Genomic DNA, 23003 nt, shown 5'->3' with positions numbered 1-23003 from the left:
AGTGCGCTAGTCGCCGCTTGTCATCCGTCGACCGCGCAGCACGCAGGTCGCAGCCGCCGCCAGCCAAATCAGCGTGGCCAGAGCGCTGAGCAGCAGCCCGAGGTAAACCCAGCGCGGCCGATACTCGAAGCGCACCACGTGACGGCCGGCCTCGATCGCCACCGCGCGGAACGCCAGGTTTGCGCGCAGCAGCGTTGCTTGCTCGCCGTCTACCAGCACGCACCAATCTGGAAAGTACGAGTCGAGCAGCACCAGCCAGCCTCGCCGTGGCGCATCGACCTCAAGCTGCACCAGCTCCGGTGTGTCGCGCAGCCAGCGTACTGCATCGATGGACTCGAGTGGAATCGGCTGCAACGGCGGCTGCGCCTGCTGCAACAGCACTGCGCGGCGTGCGATCAGGCCCTGAGCGTCGCGCTCGAACACGTCGGCCGGGCTCGCAATTTGACGCGCGGCGCTGACAAAAAACGCTCGTGGCAGGGCCTCGGGATTGCGACTGATGAACACGCCGCGACCCGCGTAGTATGGCTCGAGGCGCGAGGCGTCGGCCGTCGCCAGGGTCGCCGGGTCCTCGTTGACCGCCAGGACCGCCTGAACCCCGAGCACGCTTAGCGCGTCAAGGTCAAAGCGCTGGGTGATCTGACCAGTGCTGAAATGTTCGATCCGTTCGTCGAACAGCACGCGGTACTCCATGATCTCCAGGTTGTCGTAGACCTTGACGTCGCGCAGCCCGTACTCGGTAGCCAGGTTGGGCGCAAACGGGTTGGCCAATCCCACCGCCGCGAAACGTCCGCGACCGGCAGCAGCGCGCAGTTGTTCGACCGCGGCTGTGCGCGGAAAATACAGTTCATCGGGCACCTGCGGTGAGAACCCGGCCCAGCGCCCGCCGGTCTCGAGGAACACCAACACTACCAGTCCGACCCAGGCCCAGCCGCTGTTGCGGCCGATGCCGCGCAGCAGCCAGAGGCAGATTACGGCACTCAACGCGGCAAGCACGGCGCAGCCGACCCACCAGGTTTGGATCCCCGGCGAGCGCACAAAGCGATCGACGTTGAGCAGATTCCAGGCCACGAGCAGCGCTCCAACGCTGAACAGCGCGCCGATGCGCACCAGCGAGGGCCCGGAAAGCGGGTCGTACTTTCCCTGCGCCAAATCCTGCAGGGCCATGACGGCCAGCACCACCAGCGCGTAGGCCAACAGCGCGCTGAAGCGGCCAAGGGCCATGCGATCGAGCAGGGGTAGCTGATTGGCCAGCGGCCAGGCGGGCCACACGCCGTAGGCCAACAGCGCCGCGCCCACTGCCAACGCAAAATAAAACCAACGCCCCGCCCTGCCGCGGCGCAGCCCGATTGCCGCGAGCATCAGCAGCGCCAGGCCGACAACCGCGTTGAGCGCCTCGCAATCGTTGGTCCACGGCGCGGACCAATCGATGCTGAACCACAGCCCGCGATTGCCGTAGAGATCCGGCGCGAACAACAGCACGGCCGCGGACTTGGGCAGCAGGCCCGCGGCGTAGCCCCCGGCGCGCGAGACCCAGGCCACGCTGTTTTGCGAGTACTGGATAAACGGCAGCAGCGCGGCTGACGAGAGCAGCCCGCCGTAGAGCCCTCCGCCCACAAGTCCCAGGATCGCGCGCCCACGCTCGCGCCACGGCAGGCCGCAGATCAAGCTGCGATAGACTAGGTTGGCAGCCGCGGCCACAGCGCAGAGCATCACCCGCTCGGGGTGGCCCGCGGTGATTCCCAGGGCCACCAGCGCCGCTAGTAGCAACGCGCACGAGGCGAGTTTATCCGGCCGTTTAAAGGCGCGGTCGGTAAGGTACAGCGAGCCGGGAAGCAGAAATCCGAACAACGAGCTGCGCCAGAACAGCCAGTGCGCCAGGGCCCCGCCAAAGGTCCAGCCGACCATTCCCACCAGGGCCGGACGCGGGCCCAAACCCAGCCCGCGCAAATGCAGGAAGGCCAGCATGCCCGAGAGGTAGAGAATCAGCGCGGCGCGCGCCACCGGCCCCCAGCGGTCACCCAGCAGGTAGACGATCCAGGTCAGCGGCGAGTAGACCGCGGATTGCATGTTGGCGATGAACGGCACGCCCGCGGCCTGGTGCGGGTTCCACAGCGGCAGCTCGCCCTGGGCCAACCGCTGCCGGGCGTAATGCGTCCACGGCTCGTGCTGCACCGCCAGGTCCGAGGGCAGATCGTTGTAGGGACGATAGTCCGCGTCGATCTCAAAGGTCGGCCAAACGTGCAAAATGCCCGAGGCCGAAGGCATCACGCCGGGGATCAGCAGCGGCGAGAGGAACAGCGCGATCAGCAGCAGCAACAGCCCCGAGACGCCTAGCAGCTCGGAACGGCCGACCGGTTTCATCGACCGATTTGGTGCGAGCCGATGCCGGCCAGAAACAGCGCCCAGGTGGACACGTGCAGCACGATCGTGTTGCGCGAGGCCGCGATCTGTTTGGCCAGCTCGCGCAGCGGCCGCTCGCCGCGCGCAACGATCAGCGCGCCCAGAGCCGCAGGGATCAGCGCGGCCAGGCAGCCGATGGGGAACAGTCTGAATCCCACGCCGAGCAGGATGCATACCGGCATCAGCGCGATCATCGTTGCGTAGAGTGCGAATCCGCGTTGTCGGCCCAGGCGCACCACCAGCGTGCGTTTGCCCGCCAGTTCGTCGGCAGGCACGTCGGGGAACTCGTTGATCGTCAGCACGGCGCTTGCGCCCAGGCCGAAGACGATCCCGGCCAGCCAGGCGGCGTTGCTAATCGATCCGGACTGCACATAGCAGCCCAGGCTGACCAGCGTCGGGCCGAACACCGCGCCCAGGGTCAGCTCGCCCAGCCCGCGCGAGATCAGCCACAGCCCGGCGCCGGAGTAGAACAGTCCGCCCAGTACGCCCAGCGGCGCCCAGATCATGATCGACCAGCGACCGCTGATTGCGGCGCAGAGCGTCAGCAGCAGCACCCCGGCCACTTGGCAACCGATTGCCGCGCGCCGCAGCGAGCGCGCCGGGAGCAGCCCCTGCTGGATCACCCGCGTGCCGCCGCTGAACGGCGTGATTACCTGGTTGTGATCATCCGTGCCGTTGATGTGGTCGTAGTAGTCGTTGAGCAGATTGGCCGCAATGTGCAGCGCCCAAACTCCGGCCAGGGTCAGGGCGAACAGCGGCGCGCTGAACCGTGCGCCTCCGTGCCACGCCAGCGCCGCGCCGGTCGAGACCGGGATCAGGCTCACCAGCCAAAATCCACGGAACAGGCCGATGGCCTGCAACCAGTGTTTAATTTTTTTCATCGGCCGCAGATTATCGGCAGGCCTGTTTCGAGGCAAGCGCCCCAACCCGCATTATCCATGCGCAGCAAAATGAAAAGGCCCGGCAAGCGCCGGGCCTTGAAGGTTCTAAATGTCGCTTCAGCCGATCAGGTCCCCTGGTTCCAGGAGTTGAGGTACTTGACCTGCTCATCGGTCAGCACGTCGATGCTCACACCCATCGACTCGAGCTTGAGCTTGGAGATCTGCTTGTCGATCTGCTCGGGCACGGTGTAGACGCGCGTCTCCAGTTCGGCGGCGTTCTTGAGCATGTACTCGGCGCACAGCGCCTGGTTGGCGAAGCTCATGTCCATCACCGAGCTGGGGTGCCCCTCGGCCGCGGCGAGGTTGATCAGTCGGCCCTCGCCCAGCACAAAGAGCTTGCGGCCGTCGGACATGCTGAACTCCTCGACGAACTCGCGCACATCGCGGCGGGCCGTCGCCATTTCCGCCAGCGTCTCCAGGTCGAGCTCGACGTTGAAGTGTCCCGAGTTGCAGACGATGGCGCCGTCCTTCATCAGCTCGAAGTGCTCGCCGCGGATCACGTGAATGTCGCCGGTGAGCGTGCAGAACACGTCGCCCAATGGGGCGGCCTGGGCCATTGGCATCAGTTGATAGCCGTCCATCACCGCCTCGAGGGCGCGTAGCGGATCGACCTCGGTGACGACCACGCGGGCGCCCATGCCGCGGGCGCGCATCGCCACTCCGCGACCGCACCAGCCGTAGCCCGCGACTACAAAGACCGAGCCGGCCATCAGCCGGTTGGTCGAGCGCAGGATGCCGTCGATGCTGCTTTGGCCGGTGCCGTAACGGTTGTCGAACAGATGTTTGGTGTCCGCGTCGTTGACCGCGACGATCGGGTAGGCCAGCACGCCCTCGGCGGCCATCGCCCGCAGCCGGATCACGCCGGTTGTGGTCTCTTCGGTGCCGCCGATGATGTTCTCGATCAGATCGCGGCGCTCCTGGTGGATCGTCGAGACCACGTCCGCGCCGTCGTCCATGGTCAGCGTCGGGCCCATATCGAGCACTTGGTTGATGTGTCTGTAGTAGGTCTCGTTATCCTCGCCCCTGATCGCGAAGATGTTGATCCCCTCTTCGGCGAGACAGGCTGCAACGTCGTCCTGGGTCGAGAGCGGATTTGAGGCGCACAGCCCGACCGTGGCGCCGCCCGCGGCCAGCGTACGCGCCAGCACACCGGTCTCGGTGGTGACGTGCAGGCAGGCGCCCAGCGTCGCGCCCTGCAGCGGTTTTTCGAGCTCAAAGCGCTCGCGGATCTGCCGCAGCACGGGCATCGTGCGTTCGGCCCACTCGATGCGGTTGCGCCCCTTGGCGGCCAAATTGAGATCTTTAACGTCGTAAACGGCCATTGCTTCTCCTACAGTCCTGCGGCTGATTTCAGCTCGGCGGCCTTATCTGTGCGCTCCCAGGTGAACTCGGGCAGCTCGCGGCCGAAGTGTCCGTAGGACGCGGTCTTGCGGAATATCGGACGCAGCATGTCCAGGTGTTCGATCATCGGTCGCGGCTTGAGCGGGAAAATCTCACGGATCAGCTTGGCGATCTTGTCCGGATCGATCTTGCTCGTGCCGTAGGTATGCACGTTGACCGACAGCGGATCGGATACGCCGATGACGTAAGCCAGCTGTACTTCGCAACGGTCGGCCAGCCCGGCGGCGACCACGTTCTTGGCGGCGTAGCGCGCCATGTACGAGGCCGTGCGGTCGACCTTGGACGGGTCCTTGCCCGAGAAGGCGCCGCCGCCGTGGGAGCCCCATCCGCCGTACGAGTCGACCACGATCTTGCGGCCGGTCACGCCGCAGTCGCCCTGGGGCCCACCGATCACGAAACGTCCGGTGGCGTTGATGTAGAACTTGGTCTTGGCGTCCATCAATGAGGCCGGGACGATCTTGTCGATCACCTCGCTGCGCACGCCCTGGACAATGTCGTCGTAGCTCACTTCGGGCGAGTGCTGGGTGGCGATAATCACCGAGTCGACGTAGACCGGCTTGTTGTCCACGTAGCGCACCGAGACCTGGCTCTTGCCGTCGGGGCGCAGCCAGGGCAGCGTGCCCTGTTTGCGCACTGCGGCCAATTGCTCGGTAAGCCGATGCGCCAGGCTGATCGTCATCGGCATCAGCTCGGGGGTATCGTTGCACGCGTAGCCGAACATAATCCCCTGGTCTCCGGCGCCCTGTTCTGCGAACAGTCCCTGGCCCTCGGTCACGCCCTGGGAGATGTCGGGCGACTGCTTGTCGATGCTGGTCAGCACGGCGCAGGTCTTACAATCAAAGCCCATCGAGGCGTCGGTGTAGCCGATCTGCTTGATGGTCTCGCGGACGGTCGCCGGCATATCCACGTAGCCCGTGGTGGTGATCTCGCCGGCGATGATCGCCATGCCGGTCGTCACCATCGTCTCGCAGGCCACGCGACCGTTCTTGTCCTGTTCGATGATCGCGTCGAGTATCGCGTCGGATATCTGATCGGATACCTTGTCCGGGTGTCCCTCTGTAACCGACTCGGATGAAAACAGATAATCGGTCATGCCCATCGAATTTTCTCCTTGTATCCGGCATTGACAAAGGCGATTCATTATAGAGACCTCGCGATCTGTGTCAAACCATCAACATACAGGGTAAGAATCACGAAATTCGGTGATTGATTGCGTTGACACGCGCCCACTTCCCTGATTTAGTATCATTGAAGTAGGTTCAGTTCGACAACCTGAGAGGCATCAGTGTATGCCCTTTCGATACACTCGGGAGGGGGCGGCAATGGATAAGAACCTCTGTAAAAAAGTGTGGGGAACGTATCTGGACAGGTTGGCGGGCAACCCCGCGGCCGCGGAGAAAATCTCACGGATGAAGATCAAGATGTGCTTCATCTGCGCGGATCACGACCTGACACTCAACGTATTCTTCGGCGACCCCGAAGCTCCCGAGGGCAAATGCCTGAGCTACAGCTTCGACGAGAAGAACAACGCAGACCTGGTGCTGACCCAGGATTCAGAGGGATTTCACCGCTTCTGGCACGGCCGCCAAGACGTGATCGCCGAGCTGGTCCGCGGCAAGATCAAGGCCGAGGGGGACGTGGGGCGCGCGCTGAAGGTGCTGCCTCTGCTCAGGCCGGCCTTCGGGCTCTATCCGGAGGTGTTGCAGGAGATGGGGCTAAACGAGATGGTCCTGAGCTGAGTCGCTCCTTCAACATCCTTTAGCTATTGCCAATTCTCCCATCTGGGATAAAATCCTTATTACCACTAGGCACCCGTTCCTGCTGCACACACAAACATTTGGAGTAACGCCATGATCGTCGGGGTCCCAGAAGAGATCAAGACCGAGGAGAGGCGCGTGGCCATCACGCCCGCGGGCGTGGCAGCGATGGTCGCACACAAGCACAGCGTGCTGATCCAGCGCGGAGCAGGCGTAGGCAGCGGCATCTCCGACCGCGATTTCCAGCAGGCCGGGGCCAAGCTGGTCTCCAAGGCCGCGGATGTCTGGAACAGCTCGGAGATGGTGATCAAGGTCAAGGAGCCGATCGGGCCCGAGATCGACCTGTTGCGGCCGGACCTGCTGCTGTTCACCTACCTGCATTTGGCCGCCGACAGGGACCTGACCCAGCGGATGATGCACAGCAAGTGCACCGGCGTGGCCTACGAGACCATCGAACTGCCCGACGGCAGCCTGCCGCTGCTCACGCCGATGAGCGAGGTCGCGGGCAAGCTCTCGGCGCAGGTCGGAGCGTGGTGCCTCGAGACCGAGAACGGCGGCTCGGGAGTACTGCTCGCCGGAGTATCGGGCGTGGCCCCCGCGCGGGTGGTGATCATCGGCGCGGGCGTGTCCGGCTCGTGCGCCTGCGAGATCGCGGTGGGCATGGGCGCGCTGGTGACGATCCTCGACATCAGCCCCAAACGGCTGCGTTACATCCACGATATCCACCGCGGCCAAGTCGTGACCCTGATGAGCAACCGCGCCAACATCGCCACCGAGGTCGCGCGCGCGGATCTATTGATCGGCGCGGTGCTGATCCCCGGGGCCAGGGCGCCCAAGCTGGTGACGCGCGAGATGGTCAAAAGCATGCGTCCCGGATCAGCGCTGATCGATATCAGCGTAGACCAGGGCGGCTGCATCGAAACCACCCGGGCCACGACCCACGCCGAGCCGACGTTCGTCAAGTACGGCGTAGTGCACTACTGCGTAGCCAACATGCCCGGGATCGTGCCGCGCACCAGCACCTACGCGCTGACCAACGTCACGCTGAGCTACGCGTTGGAGCTGGCCGACAAGGGGTTCGGGCGGGCGATCGCGGAGAATCAGCCGCTGAAGCTCGGCGTGAACGTACACCAGGGCCGGGTCACCTGCCCCGGCGTGGCCGAAGCGTTCAACCTCAAGCTCAGCGAGCTGTAGTACTGTAGAATTATCAGTTGACCCATTCGACGACGCCAACCCCCGCCTTTCAAGGCGGGGTTGAAAGCGCCTCTCAGGGCCTGCCCGGAGTACAAGCCGAAGGGTCAATCCTGAGCAAGCCCGGCCTTCAAACCGGGGAAAGTCGAAGGGTTGACAGCGATCGATCGGGCGTGCTATTAAGGCCGCCCATTTGAAGCGCCTGTAGCCCAAATGGATAGAGCAACGGACTACGGATCCGTAGGTTGGGGGTTCGAATCCTCCCGGGCGCGCCAGACGATCCAAGCCGAGGGCCTGCGCCCTCGGCTTTTTTATGGGAATATGTTTTCCCCTGCTAAAAATAGCCCTTAATGCGCAGGGTGAGCAGGCCCATCATCGCCAGGATAATCGCCAGATCGATCAGCAGGTTGCGGATTTCGACCCCGGGTTGGGTACCGTTCTGTTCATTCATGACTCAATGATATGTATCCGGGCTCATCGACACAAGCGCCTTGTTTGAGATAAGTAATAAATATGCTTGCACTAAGGGCCGTGGTTCAAATAAAATCTTCGGGCCTTTAGGGAGCCAAGTTGAGGGGCCCTGACAGGCCCGGACGATAGCCACCTGGGGAAAGCGCCCCTTTTCCCGTTTTGCGATCGCCGATCCCGCTGAGCAGACATCACAGCGCAATAGGCAATCAGCACTTGAGAGGCGCAGAGTATGAGCATGGACAAAGAGTTCGGCCGCGATCTCCTTCGACTGCTGGGCGCAACCGAGCCGCCCTCGCGCAATAAGAACTTCGATTTCTTCGATTCGGCGCGCGGCCGCCGGATGTTCGCCTACTACAAAACCTACAAGTCGCTCGAACGCGAGATCACCGAGTCACAGGTTCCGTTGAAGGTGACGATCGAGGCCAGCGAGCACGACCCCAAGCGCCAGTACGAGCTGCGTCTTGAGAACGTGGCGATCCGCTACCGCCGGATCACGATGATCCCCAAAGAGGTCGTGCCGCACTTCCGCAAGCTGATCCGCAAACGCGCTTAGCTACAAGTCGGGAACCAACAACCAACCACGATGAGCCGGTCCCAGACCGGCTCATTTTCGTAATCAGCCACGGCTGCCGTGTTTTGATATTATGGTGCGATGAGCAGACGCAAGCAGGACGACGAGCATTCGGATGTCGCCCGGATCGTCGAGCGCGGCAAGGCCCAGGCCCAGCGACGCCGCGAACGGCGGCCGATACGATTAAACGAAACCCAGGACCGCTCGGAACGCATCAGGAGCCTGACCCGCGAGGCCGTGCGCGTCGGGCAGATGACGCCCAAACAGCGCAAGGTCCTGGGCCTGCCGATGCCGACCTTCGTGCTGCTGGCCTGCGTATTGCTGGCGCTGCTGTTGGTCCTGGCCCTCTGGCCGCACGCGCCGCACTACGAATATCAGGGGGACGAGTTCCACGGACGGCTGGCGTTTTCCGACAGCGGCAAAATCGAGACGCGATTCAACATAATCGAGCAGCGGATGAGCAAAAGCCAGACACAGACAATCCTCGTCGGCCGGCTGGAACTGCTCGATTTTGACGAGCTGCCGCCCGAACTGTCCGAGGTTGCCACGCCCGGAATCGTGCTTCGCACCGAGGGTCTGCAAAACAGGCTCTCCGGATCCTTCCGATTTCGACTCGAGGGACCCGATGGTCCGTTGGCGCACAAGATCGAACTCAACGGCAGCGACAGCTTCTCCAGCGACCTGCAGTTCCAGGTATTCCAGGGCACGTTGCTGATCGACGACAGCATCCGCGGCAGGTTCGACCTACGCCGCCCGCGCCGCAAACCAGGAACCTGAGATGGCGCGTGAGACCCTAGAGCGGCGCACGCTGGCCGCGTTGGACTGGCCCAGGCTGCTGCAGTATTTAGCCGGCTTCGCCCGCACCCGCGGCGGCGCCGCTGCTTGCCGGGCGCTCGAGCCGCAAAGCGACCTCGATCAAGTCCGCGCGGATCTGGCCGAGACATCCGAGTCGCGCGGGGTACTCTCCACCGGTCGCGACCTGAACTTCGATGGCGTCCACGACCTGGACGACGTGATCAAACGCGTGCGGCTCGACGCTGCGCTCGATCCCGACGAGCTGATCGCCGTGGCCCGCACCTTGCGTTGCTCGCGGCTGATCAAGCAGACGATCAACGAGATGCACAGCGACCTGCCGCTGCTGCACCAGCGCACACGGCGGCTGGTCTCGGCCAAGGGGGTCGAGCACGAGATCCTACGCTGCTTCGACGACCAGGGGCAGATGCTCGACACGGCCAGCCCCGAGCTCGAGCGCCTGCGCGCCCGTCAGATTCGGCTGCGCGAGCAGATCGGCGAGACCTTCGACCGGCTGCTCGACACACCGGCCGTGACGCAGTATCTGCAGGAACGGCTGGTCACGGTACGCTCGGGCCGATACGTGGTCCCGGTAAAGATCGAGCACAAAAGCCGCATCGAAGGCATTGTGCACGACATCTCCTCCTCGGGCGCCAGCCTGTTCATCGAGCCGCGCGAGGTCACGCGCCTGGGCAACGACCTGCGCACCTGCGAGCTGCAGGTCCGCCACGAGGAGACGCGGATCAGGCGCGAACTCAGCGGCCGCGTGCTGCAGGTGGCCCCGGGGCTGCTCGACGCGGGCAAGTGCCTGATCGAGCTCGACGCGATCATGGCCCGGGCGTTGCTCGCCGAGCGGATGTCCGCTGTCGAGCCGCAGATCAGCGTCGACCGCCAGGTGGTGCTGCGTGCGGCGCGGCACCCGCTGCTGGTGCTCGCCGGCGATGAGGTCGTGCCCAACGATCTGGAGATCGGCCCCGCGACCACGACGCTGGTGGTCACCGGCCCGAACACCGGCGGCAAGACCGTGCTGCTCAAGACCCTGGGGCTGTTCGCGCTGATGGCCCGTACCGGGATGCACCTGCCCTGCGGCGACGGCTCGCAGATCGCTCTGTTTGGCGCGGTGTTCGCGGACATCGGCGACGAGCAGAGCCTCGAGGCGCACCTGAGCAGCTTCTCGGCACACCTGGAGACGATCCGCGAGATCCTGGCCGGAATCGACGAGCGTAGCCTGGTGCTGCTCGACGAGGTCGGCGAGGGGACCGACCCGCGCCAGGGCGTAGCCTTGGCCACGGCGCTGCTCGAAGTGCTGGCGTCGCGCGATTGCCGCACGATGGTCACCACCCACTTCGCCGAACTCGCGGCCCTGGCCGAGAGCCGCGAGGGATTCGACAACGGCAGCGTGGAGTTCGACGAGCGGCGGATGGTCCCGACCTACCGCTTTCTGCCGCGGGTTCCCGGCCGCAGTTCCGCGCTGTCGATCGCTCGCAAACTGGGACTGCCCGTTGAACTGATCGACCGCGCCGAGCAGCTCGTCGGCTCGGGCGCGAGCCTGATCGAGGGCGCGATCGAACGCCTCGACCGCGAACGCCAGAAGCTGATCGATCAGTCGAACAAAGCCGCGCAGTACGCGCATCAGGCCGCGGAGGAGCGCGAAAAGCAGCGCAAGATCACCCGGCGTTTACGCGAGCGCCGCGAGGAGCTGCAACGCAGGACCGCGGAGAATATCCGGCGCGAGGCCGACCGCGCGCGGCAGAAAATCAAGACCGCGCTGGCCGCGTTCCGCTCCGAGCCCTCGGACCGAACTGCCCAGGGGGCGCGCGAGGAGATCCGCCTGGTCGAACGCCTGGTGGTCCAGGCGGCGCCCGAAAAATCCTCGCAACGTAAAACCATCGAGAGCGTGCTGATCCACGACTGGTCGGCGCTACGGCCCGGCGACGAGGTAGTGGTCGCGCCGATGAACGCCCACGGCAAGCTGGTCACCGGCCCGGACCACCGCAGCGAGGTGCGTGTGCAGCTGGGCTCGGCGGTGATCACCCTGGCGGCCGACGACGTGGCGCTGCCGCTCCGGGGCGCGAGTGGTGGAAGCGAGACGATCACCCGCATCAGTCTCGAGCGAGAAACTCCCGCCGATGCTGCGACGCTTGGGAACGATGCGAACCGGCTGGACCTGCGCGGGACTATCGCCGAGGAGGCCCTGGCCCGCACCCAGTATTTTCTCGACCGTGCGATGCGCGACAGCCGCGGCCGGGTAACGATCATCCACGGCCACGGCTCGGGCGTACTCAAAGGGCTCGTGCGCGAATACCTGACGCAATCCCCCTACGTGGCCTCGTGGCGACCCGGCGAGCGCGGCGAGGGCGGCGGCGGCGTGGCGATCGTCGAGCTCGAGTTGCTTTAAGCGCGCATCCGTAAAATAATTTGGGTCAACTCGCGTCGAATGCAATATGGTTCATCAAGTGCGCCTCAACCTCTGCGTTGCATCGCACTAGGGAGGGATTGCATGAGTCCTGGTCAGCAAACTTGCTCCAGCTGCGGCACGCCGAACCTGCAAAACGCCATTGTCTGCAGCAACTGCGGAGCCAGGATGCGCTTGGTCAGCGCGCCGAGGGCCGACCGCCAGCGCGAGCTGGAGATTGTGCTCGAGGGCGTTGCGGCCGACGAGGTGCAAAAAATTAAAAGCCTGCACCAAGAGCTGACGGAAAAACCCGAATCGTTGGCCCTGCATATGCAACTGGCCCAGCACTATAAGGATGCCGGGATCAAAGACCGGGCGATCGAACATTTCGAGGCCGCCGACAAGCTCTCGCCGGGCAACGTGCTGATCAAGGAACGGCTGCGCCGGCTCAAGGGGCTGCCGCCGTTACGGCCCGAGCCCAGCGGCTCCGACGACGATTCGCAATCCGCGGACGGCCGCAGCTTGCCGTGGCTGAAGATCATTGGCGTACTGATCCTGCTGCTGGTGGCCGCGGCGGCCCTCAAGGTTTTCGTCTTTCCCTCCACCGTGCGCGTCGCCGGCTACGCCAAGTTCGATGCGATCAATCCGCGCTTTAGTCCGGACGGCAAGTACGTCGCATTCGTTAAAACGCCCAAGTTCACGCTGTTCGGTGCGTTCGACCAGTTGCGCGACGCCGTGCAGCACCGGGCTCCGGCCCAGGATTCGACGCTGATCGTCAAGAAGTTTCCCGGTGGCGAGGAGATCGAGCTGGCGCAATTTACGGCCTGGGAGGTCTGGGACCTGGGTTACTGCTGGCTTCCGGGAAAAGAGGAGCTGGTGTACCAGGCCTCCGGGGAAGACGGCAAACCGGTGCTGTATCGCGTGGAACTCAGGCGACACAAAACAACGATGATCGCCCAGGGGCATTCGCCGGCAGCCAGCCCCGACGGCTCCTACCTGGCCTACATCGCCATGAGCCGCGGCAGCTCCAACGTTTACAATTGGGGCCCGGAGCTGCTGCACGTCATGCGCCTCCAGGAAGAGGGCCAGCCTACGGTCAAGACGGTCTCGGGCATCGTGGCCTCCAACCCGGTCTGGTCGCCCAACGAGAATCTGCTGGCGTTCCAGGGCCGACCCACCACGCGCGCGCGCAGCTTCACCACCGAAGACTTGGGTCGCGTCGTCAGCGACGACATCTACACCTATCGCCCCGGAGTGGGCGCACTGAAGCTGACCAACGACGGCCTCTCGACCAGGCCGTTCTTCACGCCCGATGGATTGAGAATCGCCTTTCACCAGCACTCCTCGTCCGACGAGGTGGGCAACGTGCTAATGATCGTCGACGCCATCGGCGGGCTGGCCCAGCCGATGCTGGCTCCGGCCGATAACTACGAGGGTTTTGGCGAGGCGGCGTTCTCGCCGCACTCGAAGCAACTGGCGTTCGAGGGAATCTTTATCAACCCCAACAAGCCGGTGAGCAACAGCATGGTTACGCCGCTGGGAGTGTTCGGCGGCGAAGCCAACTACGTTACAGACCTGTTCCTGGTCAACCTCGACGGCAGCGATCTTCGACGGCTGGAGAGCTCGCGCCACCCCTACAAAACCGACCCGATGTTCCACCCGACCCGCAACTGGCTGGTCTACCAGGTGCAGTACGTGGACCTGCACAAGGAAATCTGGGCGACCAAGGTCAACTAGCACGCAACATCGTCCATTGCGACGTAAGTTGAATTCCGCTATCTTCGCATTGGCGGTACACGAGGCGATTGTTGCCTCGCTCTAAACCCCAGCAGAGCACCCGACGGACACTTGAATCTAAACCTGTCAACTCTCACACTGTCAATCGATTGGCAAAGCCATCTTCCAAAAAGCATTGGCTCGATTACCAACCACCAAAAACAGCTCCCCATGTTCGCAAAGGACCAGAAGATCGTCGCTGATATCGAGCAGCAACTCCCTATGGTCCCCTCTGAGCACCACCTTGTTCTCGGCGATGCTCGCAAGATGGATTTTATCGAGCACAACAGCGTACATCTGGTTCTGACGTCACCTCCATATTGGACTTTGAAAGAATATAGGAAAACCGATCAACAGATGGGCCATATCAAAGATTATCAACTGTTTTTAGAACAGCTCGACTTGGTCTGGCAGCAGTGCTTCGACGCCTTGGTCCCCGGTGGAAGACTGATCTGCGTTGTAGGCGACGTCTGCCTTTCCAGACGGAAAAACGGCGGCAGGCATATGGTCGTTCCACTACATGCCTCCATTCAGGAACATTGCAGAAATATCGGCTTTGACAACTTAGCCCCAATTATTTGGCATAAGATCGCCAACGCTTCATATGAAGTGGAAAATGGAGGCGGCGGTTTTCTCGGGAAGCCCTACGAACCCAATGCAATAATTAAAAACGATATCGAATTCATTCTAATGGAACGCAAGCCCGGGGGCTATCGAAAGCCCAGCGTACCTGTACGCGTCTTGAGTCTGATTCCCGAGCAAAAACACCGGTTGTGGTTTCAGCAGATATGGACCGGTCTGACAGGAGCTTCCACCAAGGATCATCCAGCCCCCTACCCTTTGGAACTGGCCGAACGACTGATCAGGATGTACAGTTTTGTCGGAGACGTAGTTGTGGATCCGTTCCTGGGCTCCGGAACAACCTGCCTGGCGGCCGCTCGTGTTGGCCGAAACAGCATTGGAGTAGAGACCGACCCTGAGTACTTTAAGTACTCGGCAACCCGTGTCCGTAGAGAAACTGAAGGTCTGTTTACCAACGCTAAAATAGAAATCCACTCATGAACACTGTTGACCAACGGATAAGGCAAGCAGTCAAGACATTCTGGCAAACCAGAGAGCTTCAACAACGCAAACAAAGTATGGCAGGCAATATAGACCAAGGCAGTAGAGGAGCAGCCACCGGGGGCAAGCAGCTCGATGGATTCCTCGACATGCTCTCGGAACTTCTGCTTGAAGCCGGTGTACCCGAAGACACGATCTTTCGAACGAAAAAAGGGAAAACCGACATCCCGGGCTTTTTCAGACCGATGAAGGAATGGGATCTTATCGTAATTATTGACAACCAACTTATTGCAGCGATCGAACTCAAGTCACAGGTCGGCTCGTTTGGAAACAACTTCAACAATCGAATCGAAGAGTCCCTGGGCAACGCTACAGATCTGTGGACTGCCTATCGCGACGGTGCCTTTAACAGTTCGCCACATCCGTGGCTGGGCTACTTCATGCTCTTAGAGAAAACAGATGGCTCCACCAAGCCAGTCAGGGTAAACGAAAGTCATTTCCCAGTGCTTAAAGAGTTCAAGGGCGCATCATACGCTGAAAGGTATCGCCTATTCTGTGAAAAACTAATGGCCGAGCGTCTGTACAGCGCATCCTGCTTGATCCTTTCAGATCAAGATCGGGGTCAACAGGGCAGCTATTGGGAACCATCGCCAATCGCCTCAACTAAAAACTTCTTCGGCTCATTGATCGGCCATCTGAACGGGCACTTGACCACGCATCGCTGAACCGACAGCTCACCATTACATTTCAACCAGCATGCTGCGTACCGCGTCGGCCTGGGGCGAGCTCGGATGTTTGCGCAGCAGCTCGTCGTAAAACTTTTTGGCGCGTGGGCCGTCCCGCAGCTTGTCCTTACAGATCCCGGCCGCGGCCAGCAGCGCCTTGGCGGCCAGGCTCGAGCCGGGCGCGACGCGCACCGACTCGAGGTAGTATTCGACGGCATGGTGGTAATCCGTACGGGCCTTGAGCTGCGAGGCGAGCTTGAAATAGGGCAACGGGCCCAGATCGGGATCGTACCCGCCGTCGCGCAGTTTGCGCAGAAAGCCCAGCGCGCCGTCGGGATTTTCCGCGAGCAGCAGGCCGGAGATGGTTCGGCGCGCCTGCTGCAGCGCTGCACCGTCGCGGCCCTGATCGAGCAGCACGCGCGTGTGCAGACCCAGCGCCTCGGGGGTATGCGGGTTCTCGCTCAGGTAGGCCGCGATCTCGCGCGAGGCCTCGGCAACGCGGTTGACGTTGAGCAGATCCTCGACAAGTATCAGACGCTCGTCGGGCTTAAACAGCGGCTGGTACCAGTTGTCGGCATCCTTAACCTCCTCGGGGGTCAGCCGATCCTCCAAGCCCAAACGTTTGATGGCCAGGGCCGCGGCCACTCCGAACAGGAACCCGCCGATGTGCGCCGAAAAGGCCACTCCCGCGCCCTGCCCCTCGGCCAGCAGGGCGAAGGTCACCTGCAGGGCCAACCACAGCGGCAGCATGATCCAGGCCCGCACCTCGAACGGCCACCAGAACACGAACATAAATGTGAAGTAGAAGCGGATCCTGATATTGGGAAAACGTACCAGCGCCATGCCCAGCAGCGATGAAATCGCGCCGCTGGCCCCGACCAGCGGCGTCTGAGCGCCCCAGTGAAAGACGGCGTAGAACAGGCTCGCGAACACACCGCCGGACAGATAGAGCAGCAGCAGTCCCCAGCGACCGTAACGATCCTCAAACGGCGGTCCGGCCAAATAGAGAAACAGCATGTTGCCCAGCAGGTGCCCGATGCCCGCGTGCAGGAATAACGAGGTCAGCAGAGTCCAGGGCAGAAACCTGCTGGGCTTGAATGCCAGCAGATCCGTCAGCGTATCGACGGGAACGAAAACCAGGGCGATTGCGGTTAGGGCTAAGCAGACGAAGTTGACGCCGATGAGCCCGAAAGTGAGCCACGGCCAGCGCTTAAGGCCCTGACCGTGTCCCACCGGGAGCAGCATCGCGTCAGTCGAGCGCCAGCGGCTCGTACGCGGTCAGCCGGCCGAATTCCTCCAGCCGTCGCAACACCTCGCCTTGCTCGAGCGCACCCAGGCGTTCCAAGGAGAAGCTCTGCACGTTAAAGCTGGCCATCACCGATCCGGCGACCACCGCCTGCCGCGCGGTGCGCGAATTCAGGCTGCCGGCGCGCGCCAAATAGCCGACGAACCCGCCGGCAAAAGTGTCGCCCGCGCCCGTGGGGTCGTGCACCTCGTCGAGTAAAAACGCCGGCGAACAGAACAGCTCGTCGTCGATGATCAGCAGTGCGCCGTGGGCTCCGCGCTTGATCACCAGGGTCGAAGGACCCATGGCGCAGACCTTGCGCGCCGCGGCGATCAGCCCGCGTTCGCCCGAGAGCATTTGCGCCTCGGTCTCGTTAATCAGCAGCACGTCGACCTCGGACAGCACCCGCCGCAGTGCTTCGAGCTTGCCCTCGATCCAGAAGTTCATCGTATCCAGCGCCACGATCTGCGGATTGCGCACTTGGCGCAGCACGTCCAGTTGCAGCTCGGGATCGATGTTGGCCAGGAACACCACCTCGCTGTCGCGGAAATGCTCGGGCACCTCGGGCCGAAACTCGGCGAACACCCCCAGCTTGGTGTCGATGGTGCGCGCGTCGCCCAGCTCATGACCGTACTCGCCGATCCAGTGGAACGTCTCGCCCGCAGTGCGCACCAGCCCGCTGGTGTCGATCTCGTGCTCGTTGAGAAAGCGTACGTGCTCCTCGGGGAAATCCTCACCAACCACGCCGACCAACCGCACCGGCGCAAAGAAACGCGCTGCCGCGCTGAAGTAGGTCGCCGAGCCGCCCAGGGCGCGCTCGACCTTGCCGTAGGGCGTGCTGATCGTATCCAGGGCAACCGAGCCCACAACCAGAATGCTCATCTTCTCTCCTGTCTGCTGTATGCCGTCGATGTCCGGGTTATTCTGATTATTCGGATTATCCGCGATCCGGCGCAATCTTTCCATTTTGATTTGCCACGGATATCTGAGACGAACATCGGATAACAGTAGTCCGTCGATCCGGTCGGAATTGGAGCTTCACGGCTAACCCGTTGGAATTTCGAGACCAGCGTCCCTGGCACGAATGTTGATATTCATCTTAACAACACGGCGGGGCCGCGTAGGATGAATGAAACCGGACTGACGTAAAGCCGTGGAGCGATCAGGACGAACTTCGCCTGCCGCGGCCCTGCCGTTTCTAGTCCGAACTACTGCCCAAGATTTTCCTCGAAGAAATCCCACAGGTCCTGATTGTTCAGCTCGCCGTACTGTGCGGCGTAGTACGGCATTGGGCAGGTCGTGTAATCGTTGATCAAGTCGTGATAGGCCCATAGTGGGGGCACCGTGTCGTCGAGAAAGCGCCCCACGTCATCCAGCCAGCAGTAGGTCGAATTGAAGTCGCCCACGAACGCGGCGAACCCCTGGTCGATGCGCACGCTGAGGTTGACCGACGCCGCGCCGCCCGAGTGGCCCAGCAGCCCCAGGGCGTCGGCATCCACCGTGTTGTCGCGCCACCCCAGATAGCGCAGATACTTGTGCATCAGCAGGGTCTCGTAATAGCGCAAGCCCTGAAAAGTGAAGCCCTCGATCAGCAGATCCATGGTGGTGGTGCGCTCGTAGTCGCCGCCGCACAGCGCGCGGCTGTGCGGGATCAGCACCACGTATCCGCGCCGCACCGCGCCGCTGCCAAAGGTCTGGCCAAAGGTCCCCTGGGGGTACTCGGTGTGGCCGTGACGCACTACGATCGCCGGTAGTTCCTCTCCGTCGTCGGGAATCGCCAACAGCGCTTCGAACGATCCGATGTAGGGGTCGCTGAACACGATTCGCTGCTGCAGCGAGTTGGTCTGCTGCTCCTGGGAGACGATTACGGTCCACAGCGGCCGCTGGTCAATGCCCTGGATCAGGAAATCGACGTTGAGCGCCTCGAGCACAATCCGTCGCATTTCCTCGGGCTCCAGCGGGCCCTCGACTATCGGCACGTCGCCACCCTCAATGGCGTCGAGTTGCGCCAGCAGCTCGTCGAGCCCGCCGGGCAAGGGCGCGGCGAATTGCTGAGCCTCGATAATAAACTGCTCGTAATCCTCGTAACACGAGCAGCCGTATTCGTCGCCCGGAGCGCAAATCCAATCGGACCCCAAGTCGTACTCCTGGAACACGCAAAACGGATTGTCGCACTCGTCCGGCAATTCGTCGTCGTCATCATCGTCGTCAGCGTCGTTGTCGGATCCGCCCCGCGCGTCTGACTCATCGCTGCTGCCCTCGCAGGCCGCGGTGGCGCAAACCAGCAGCAGTAAAACCATCACCCACAGCAGTGAGATACGATTCATTGCAACCCTCTCAGCGCATGGCGAGAAAATCGACGGTCACCAGCACCTGGCGACCGCCATAGGGCCCGTCGATGAATACCACGCCGATGCCCACGAAGTTGACCTCCGAATCGATCACGTTGCGCCGATGCACCGGGCTGCCCATCAGCCCGCGGTGCGCGTCCTGGATCGTCTCGGCGCGGGCGATGTTCTCGGTGACGCGCGACCACTTGATCCCCGCGGCGTCCACGCGATCCGAGACGTCGCCGCGGCCCGGCGAGAGGTGCCCGACGAAGTTGTTCTGCGCCATGTCGCGGCTGTGCCCACGGGCCACGTCGGACAGCGGGCCGTAGAGCGTAAGCGGAGTCAGACCGGCGCTGATCCGCTCGTCGTTGATCAACATCAGGATCAGGTCCTCGGCCTCCTGCTCGTTGCGGATATCCCAGTCGATCTCCGTGTAGGGGCTGACCGAGGCCTGCGACTGCGCGGCCGCGGGTCCCTGGCACTGGACCTGAAACAGCGCGCCGACCTCCGGGCCGTAGTCGCCCTCGAAAGTCACCTCGATGGTGTACGCGCCGCCGCCGGCGTTGAAGTTTAATTCGGCGAAACGTTTACCGCCCGCTGCGCCGCGCAGTTCCACGGGCAGCTCGCGGCCCGCCGGGTCGCTGAAGTGCAGGCCGACGTTCTTCACGCCGCGCGCCGGTGCAATCGACAGGCTCTGGCGCGTTCCGCCCGCGACCTTGCGCGGAAGCGTGCCCAGCAACACCGGCCGCTTAGTCATGATCAAGGTGATGAAGCTCACCCGCGAGAGCATTCCGCCGGAGACGACCCCCACGCCCACGTGGGTCATGCCCGCGTTGCGCACCTGCTCCACCAGCTTGTCCAGCGACGATCCGATGAACTCGTCGACCCCGTGGGAGTTGCCCAGGTGGATCATGATCCGGCCGTCGGTCACGCCCGCATCGTTGAGCTGTCGCTTGATCTCGTCCGAATCGAAGACGTCGACGCGCTCGATGCCGTTGGCCTGCAGATAGGCGCTGATGTGGCGGCAGACCAGCACCATCCGCGGATCCATACTCAGGATCGTAAGGCCGCGGCTGCGCAACGCATCATTGACCCGATCGGCCACCTGCTGCTCGTCTTTGGAAATCTCGACCCGCGGCGCGGGGGCGTTGTAGTAATCGCTGATGTATCGCGGATGGTCGCCGCCGAAAAGGCCGGCCACCACCAACAGTGCCGCGACGATTTTTAGTGTGCGCATGAGAAGGGATTATAGAATGAATACCTAGCGCAGTACGAGTACCACGGCCAGCCGCGCGGCGCAGTGGCATAACAGTCTCGGATGTGGCATAGGTAGCATATGAATTTCTTTTCCTGTCCTCGATGCCAGGAGCAAATCAGCGCCGAGGCGCCCACCTGCCCGTTCTGCGGTTTGAAGCAGCCGGCGCGCTACCAGTCGATGATGCAGCAGGCGCAGATAGCTCAGCCTGCCAAGCCCAACGCGGAGCAGCCCAAGCCCAAGCCCGCCAGCCGTTGGCTGCGAACCGCGGTGATCATCATCGCCTTTTTGGGCCTGGGCGTGATGCAGTACGTGCGGCAGGCCGAGACCGAACGGCAACAGATGGAGACCTACGAGCAACAGGCGGCTGCCGCACAATCGGTGTCTGCCTATCCGGCAAGCGAACAGATCGCCCAGAGCATGGACGCCGAACAGATTTCCGAGCAGATCCTGCCCGGAATGACCATCGAACAAATCGAGGCCCTGCTCGGAGTCACGCCGGGCACCACCGAAATCAAGCAATCGCCCACGCATAGCGGGACCGCGATCTGGCTGGTCAACAACGGATGCCAGGCGGTGATGGTCATTTTCGAGGCCGGCGAGGTGATCGAGCGCTCGTGGTTCGCGGTCGACTGTTAGACCGAATTATCCACGAAGCTTCTGCTGCAGCACACAATCTGCTAGCAATAATTTCGTTATCCTCGCCAATCTGGGCTAACCCCGCCGGGAGGTTTTCTTGCGCGACAACCTGCTCGATTACGGCGAGCCCCAGCTCGCCGCGCTGATCAGCGATCTAGGCAAGGAGCGCTACCGCGCGGCGCAGGTGTTGCGCTGGATCTACCACCAGGGCGTGGTCGATTTCGAGTCGATGACCAACCTGGCCAAAGTGTTCCGCAGCCGGATGGCCGAGCGCTTCAGCGTGGACCTACCGCAGATCGAACAAGAGCAAATCGCGGCCGACGGCACGCGCAAGCTGCTGATGCGGCTGGCCGACGGCCTGGCCGTGGAGGCGGTGCTGATCCCCGAACCGCGGCGCATGACGCTGTGCGTCAGCACCCAGGTCGGATGCCGTATGGGCTGCGCGTTTTGCTCGACCGCCGCGCTGGGCCTGCGGCGCAACCTTCGCCCGGGCGAGATCTGCGGCCAGTGGCTGGCGGCGATGCTCTTGCTGCGCTCCGAGAACGGGCGCGAGATCAGCAACGTAGTGCTGATGGGCATGGGCGAACCGCTGGACAACTTCGAGAACGTGGCCCGCGCCTGCGAGATCATGCTCAGCGCCAACGGGCCGAACCTCTCGACGCGGCGGCTGACGCTCTCCACCGTAGGCCTGGCCGACCGCATCGACGAGATGATCCGGCGCACGGGCGTGAGCCTGGCGGTAAGCCTCAACGCGCCGGACGACGCCACGCGCGCACGGATTATGCCGATCAACCGTCGTTTCAACCTCGAGCGGCTGTTCGACGCGCTGGAGCGTGTGCAACTGGCGCACCGCCGCCGATTCACATTCGAGTACGTGCTGATCGCCGGGGTCAACGACTCGGACCGCCAGGCGCGGCGGCTGGCCACGCTGATGGGACGGGTGCCCTCCAAGGTCAACCTGATTCCACTCAACCCCGGTCCCGGTATAGACTACGCCCCGCCCGAAGAGCGGCGTGTGCGCGAGTTTCAACAGATACTGCTCGATGCAAACGTGGCCGCGATGGTTCGCAAACCCCGCGGCTCGGACATCGCCGCCGCCTGCGGTCAATTAGTGGCAGAATTAAAGCCCCTCGGAGGATCCCAATGAGCGACAAAGTAATCGGCGTCATCGGCGGCAGCGGCCTGTACCAGATGGACGGGATGACCGACGTGCGCGAGGAGCGCATCGACACGCCTTTCGGCGAGCCCTCGGACGCGCTGGTGGTGGGCAAGCTCGGCGACGTCACGCTGGCGTTCCTGCCGCGTCACGGGCGCGGCCATCGGCTGATGCCCTCTGACATCAACTTCCGCGCCAACATCTACGCACTCAAGCAAATCGGCGCCCAGTGGATCATCTCGGTTTCTGCCGTGGGCAGCCTCAAGGAGCACATCGCGCCGGGGCAGATCCTGATCCCGGACCAGTTCTTCGACCGCACCAAATCGCGCGTGCCCACGTTCTTTGGCGAGGGGATCGTGGCCCACGTGGCGTTCGCCGATCCGGTCTGCTCCGAGCTGGCGCAGATCCTCTACGACGCGGGGATCGAGGTCGGGGCGACGATCCACCAGTACGGCACCTACATCTGCATGGAGGGCCCGCAGTTCTCCACGCGCGCCGAGAGCAACGTCTACCGCAGTTGGGGCATGGACGTGATCGGCATGACCAACATCCCCGAGGCCAAGCTCGCGCGCGAGGCCGAGATCTGCTACGCCACGATGGCGATGTGCACGGACTACGACTGCTGGCGCGAGCCGGACGACGACGTGAGCATCGAGTCGATCCTCGAAATCATGAACAGCAACGTGGTCGTGGCGCAGAAGCTAATCGCCGCGGCCGTGCCCAAGATCGGCGGCGAGCGCAACTGCAAATGCGCCTCGGCCCTGGAGTACGGGATCATCACCGACCGCGCGGTGATTCCCGAGCAGACCGTGCGCAAGCTCGGGCCGATCGTCTCAAAATATTTAGCCTGAACAAT

At 62.9% G+C, this 23003-nt stretch carries 19 protein-coding genes and 1 tRNA gene; 12 read left to right on the top strand and 8 right to left on the bottom strand.

The features are described 5' to 3' along the window. Positions 1–6 precede the first annotated feature (6 nt). The 4 genes from P9M14_01630 to metK form a co-directional block, all read right to left on the bottom strand. On the bottom strand, positions 7–2361 hold the full coding sequence (locus P9M14_01630) for a YfhO family protein (GenBank protein ID MDP8254426.1): 2355 nt from the start codon (positions 2359–2361) through the stop codon (positions 7–9). Beyond that, complete coding sequence (locus P9M14_01625) at positions 2358–3281, bottom strand: prenyltransferase (protein MDP8254425.1); 924 nt, start codon at positions 3279–3281, stop codon at positions 2358–2360. Before P9M14_01625 ends, P9M14_01630 begins: the two co-directional genes overlap by 4 nt. A gap of 125 nt (positions 3282–3406) precedes the next feature. Next, positions 3407–4663, bottom strand: coding sequence for an adenosylhomocysteinase (gene ahcY, locus P9M14_01620; GenBank protein ID MDP8254424.1), 1257 nt, complete (start codon positions 4661–4663; stop codon positions 3407–3409). An 8-nt stretch (positions 4664–4671) separates the two neighbouring features. Then, the gene (gene metK, locus P9M14_01615; protein MDP8254423.1) at positions 4672–5841 is read right to left on the bottom strand and encodes a methionine adenosyltransferase; all 1170 of its coding nucleotides are present in this window, start codon (positions 5839–5841) and stop codon (positions 4672–4674) included. Positions 5842–6064: 223 nt separating this feature from the next. On the opposite strand from metK, the gene P9M14_01610 reads away from it, so the two are divergent. The 9 genes from P9M14_01610 to P9M14_01570 all read left to right on the top strand — a co-directional run bounded on the left by P9M14_01610 (position 6065) and on the right by P9M14_01570 (position 15482). Beyond that, a complete protein-coding gene (locus P9M14_01610; protein MDP8254422.1) occupies positions 6065–6481 on the top strand; it encodes a hypothetical protein in 417 nt (138 codons plus the stop codon). Positions 6482–6592: 111 nt separating this feature from the next. Beyond that, on the top strand, positions 6593–7693 hold the full coding sequence (ald, locus tag P9M14_01605) for an alanine dehydrogenase (GenBank protein MDP8254421.1): 1101 nt from the start codon (positions 6593–6595) through the stop codon (positions 7691–7693). A gap of 195 nt (positions 7694–7888) precedes the next feature. Continuing rightward, a tRNA-Arg gene (locus P9M14_01600) sits at positions 7889–7965 on the top strand. A 425-nt stretch (positions 7966–8390) separates the two neighbouring features. Continuing rightward, positions 8391–8714 (top strand): hypothetical protein, encoded by a 324-nt coding sequence (locus P9M14_01595; protein MDP8254420.1) that lies wholly within the window; start codon positions 8391–8393, stop codon positions 8712–8714. A 99-nt stretch (positions 8715–8813) separates the two neighbouring features. Further along, entirely contained in the window at positions 8814–9509 is a 696-nt protein-coding gene (locus tag P9M14_01590) for a hypothetical protein (GenBank protein MDP8254419.1), read from the top strand. Position 9510: 1 nt separating this feature from the next. Beyond that, positions 9511–11922 (top strand): endonuclease MutS2, encoded by a 2412-nt coding sequence (locus tag P9M14_01585; GenBank protein MDP8254418.1) that lies wholly within the window; start codon positions 9511–9513, stop codon positions 11920–11922. A 102-nt stretch (positions 11923–12024) separates the two neighbouring features. After that, positions 12025–13656, top strand: coding sequence for a hypothetical protein (locus tag P9M14_01580; GenBank protein ID MDP8254417.1), 1632 nt, complete (start codon positions 12025–12027; stop codon positions 13654–13656). A gap of 111 nt (positions 13657–13767) precedes the next feature. After that, complete coding sequence (locus P9M14_01575; protein ID MDP8254416.1) at positions 13768–14757, top strand: site-specific DNA-methyltransferase; 990 nt, start codon at positions 13768–13770, stop codon at positions 14755–14757. Then, positions 14754–15482 carry a PaeR7I family type II restriction endonuclease gene (locus P9M14_01570; GenBank protein MDP8254415.1) on the top strand — a complete coding sequence of 243 codons (729 nt, stop codon included), beginning with the start codon at positions 14754–14756 and terminating at the stop codon, positions 15480–15482. The genes P9M14_01575 and P9M14_01570 overlap by 4 nt, the downstream gene beginning before the upstream one ends. Before the next feature lie 15 nt (positions 15483–15497). Here P9M14_01570 and P9M14_01565 read toward each other — a convergent pair whose 3' ends face one another. From P9M14_01565 to P9M14_01550, 4 genes are all read right to left on the bottom strand, one after another. Next, a complete protein-coding gene (locus P9M14_01565; protein MDP8254414.1) occupies positions 15498–16727 on the bottom strand; it encodes a rhomboid family intramembrane serine protease in 1230 nt (409 codons plus the stop codon). Between the two features lie 4 nt (positions 16728–16731). After that, complete coding sequence (locus P9M14_01560) at positions 16732–17649, bottom strand: PfkB family carbohydrate kinase (GenBank protein MDP8254413.1); 918 nt, start codon at positions 17647–17649, stop codon at positions 16732–16734. A 326-nt stretch (positions 17650–17975) separates the two neighbouring features. Beyond that, positions 17976–19094 carry a hypothetical protein gene (locus P9M14_01555; protein ID MDP8254412.1) on the bottom strand — a complete coding sequence of 373 codons (1119 nt, stop codon included), beginning with the start codon at positions 19092–19094 and terminating at the stop codon, positions 17976–17978. A 10-nt stretch (positions 19095–19104) separates the two neighbouring features. Continuing rightward, positions 19105–20334, bottom strand: coding sequence for a CAP domain-containing protein (locus P9M14_01550; protein ID MDP8254411.1), 1230 nt, complete (start codon positions 20332–20334; stop codon positions 19105–19107). 99 nt (positions 20335–20433) lie between these two features. Here P9M14_01550 and P9M14_01545 point away from each other — a divergent pair, with 99 nt between their 5' ends. The 3 genes from P9M14_01545 (at position 20434) to mtnP (ending at position 22998) form a co-directional block, all read left to right on the top strand. Further along, positions 20434–20991 (top strand): hypothetical protein, encoded by a 558-nt coding sequence (locus P9M14_01545; protein ID MDP8254410.1) that lies wholly within the window; start codon positions 20434–20436, stop codon positions 20989–20991. 97 nt (positions 20992–21088) lie between these two features. Then, on the top strand, positions 21089–22138 hold the full coding sequence (gene rlmN, locus P9M14_01540; protein MDP8254409.1) for a 23S rRNA (adenine(2503)-C(2))-methyltransferase RlmN: 1050 nt from the start codon (positions 21089–21091) through the stop codon (positions 22136–22138). Next, positions 22135–22998, top strand: coding sequence for an S-methyl-5'-thioadenosine phosphorylase (mtnP, locus tag P9M14_01535; GenBank protein ID MDP8254408.1), 864 nt, complete (start codon positions 22135–22137; stop codon positions 22996–22998). The genes rlmN and mtnP overlap by 4 nt, the downstream gene beginning before the upstream one ends. Positions 22999–23003 lie beyond the last annotated feature (5 nt).

This window comes from Candidatus Alcyoniella australis, from assembly GCA_030765605.1.
GTDB classification, from domain to species: Bacteria; Lernaellota; Lernaellaia; order JAVCCG01; family Alcyoniellaceae; genus Alcyoniella; species Alcyoniella australis.
This window is presented reverse-complemented; position numbering and strand designations above follow the sequence as displayed.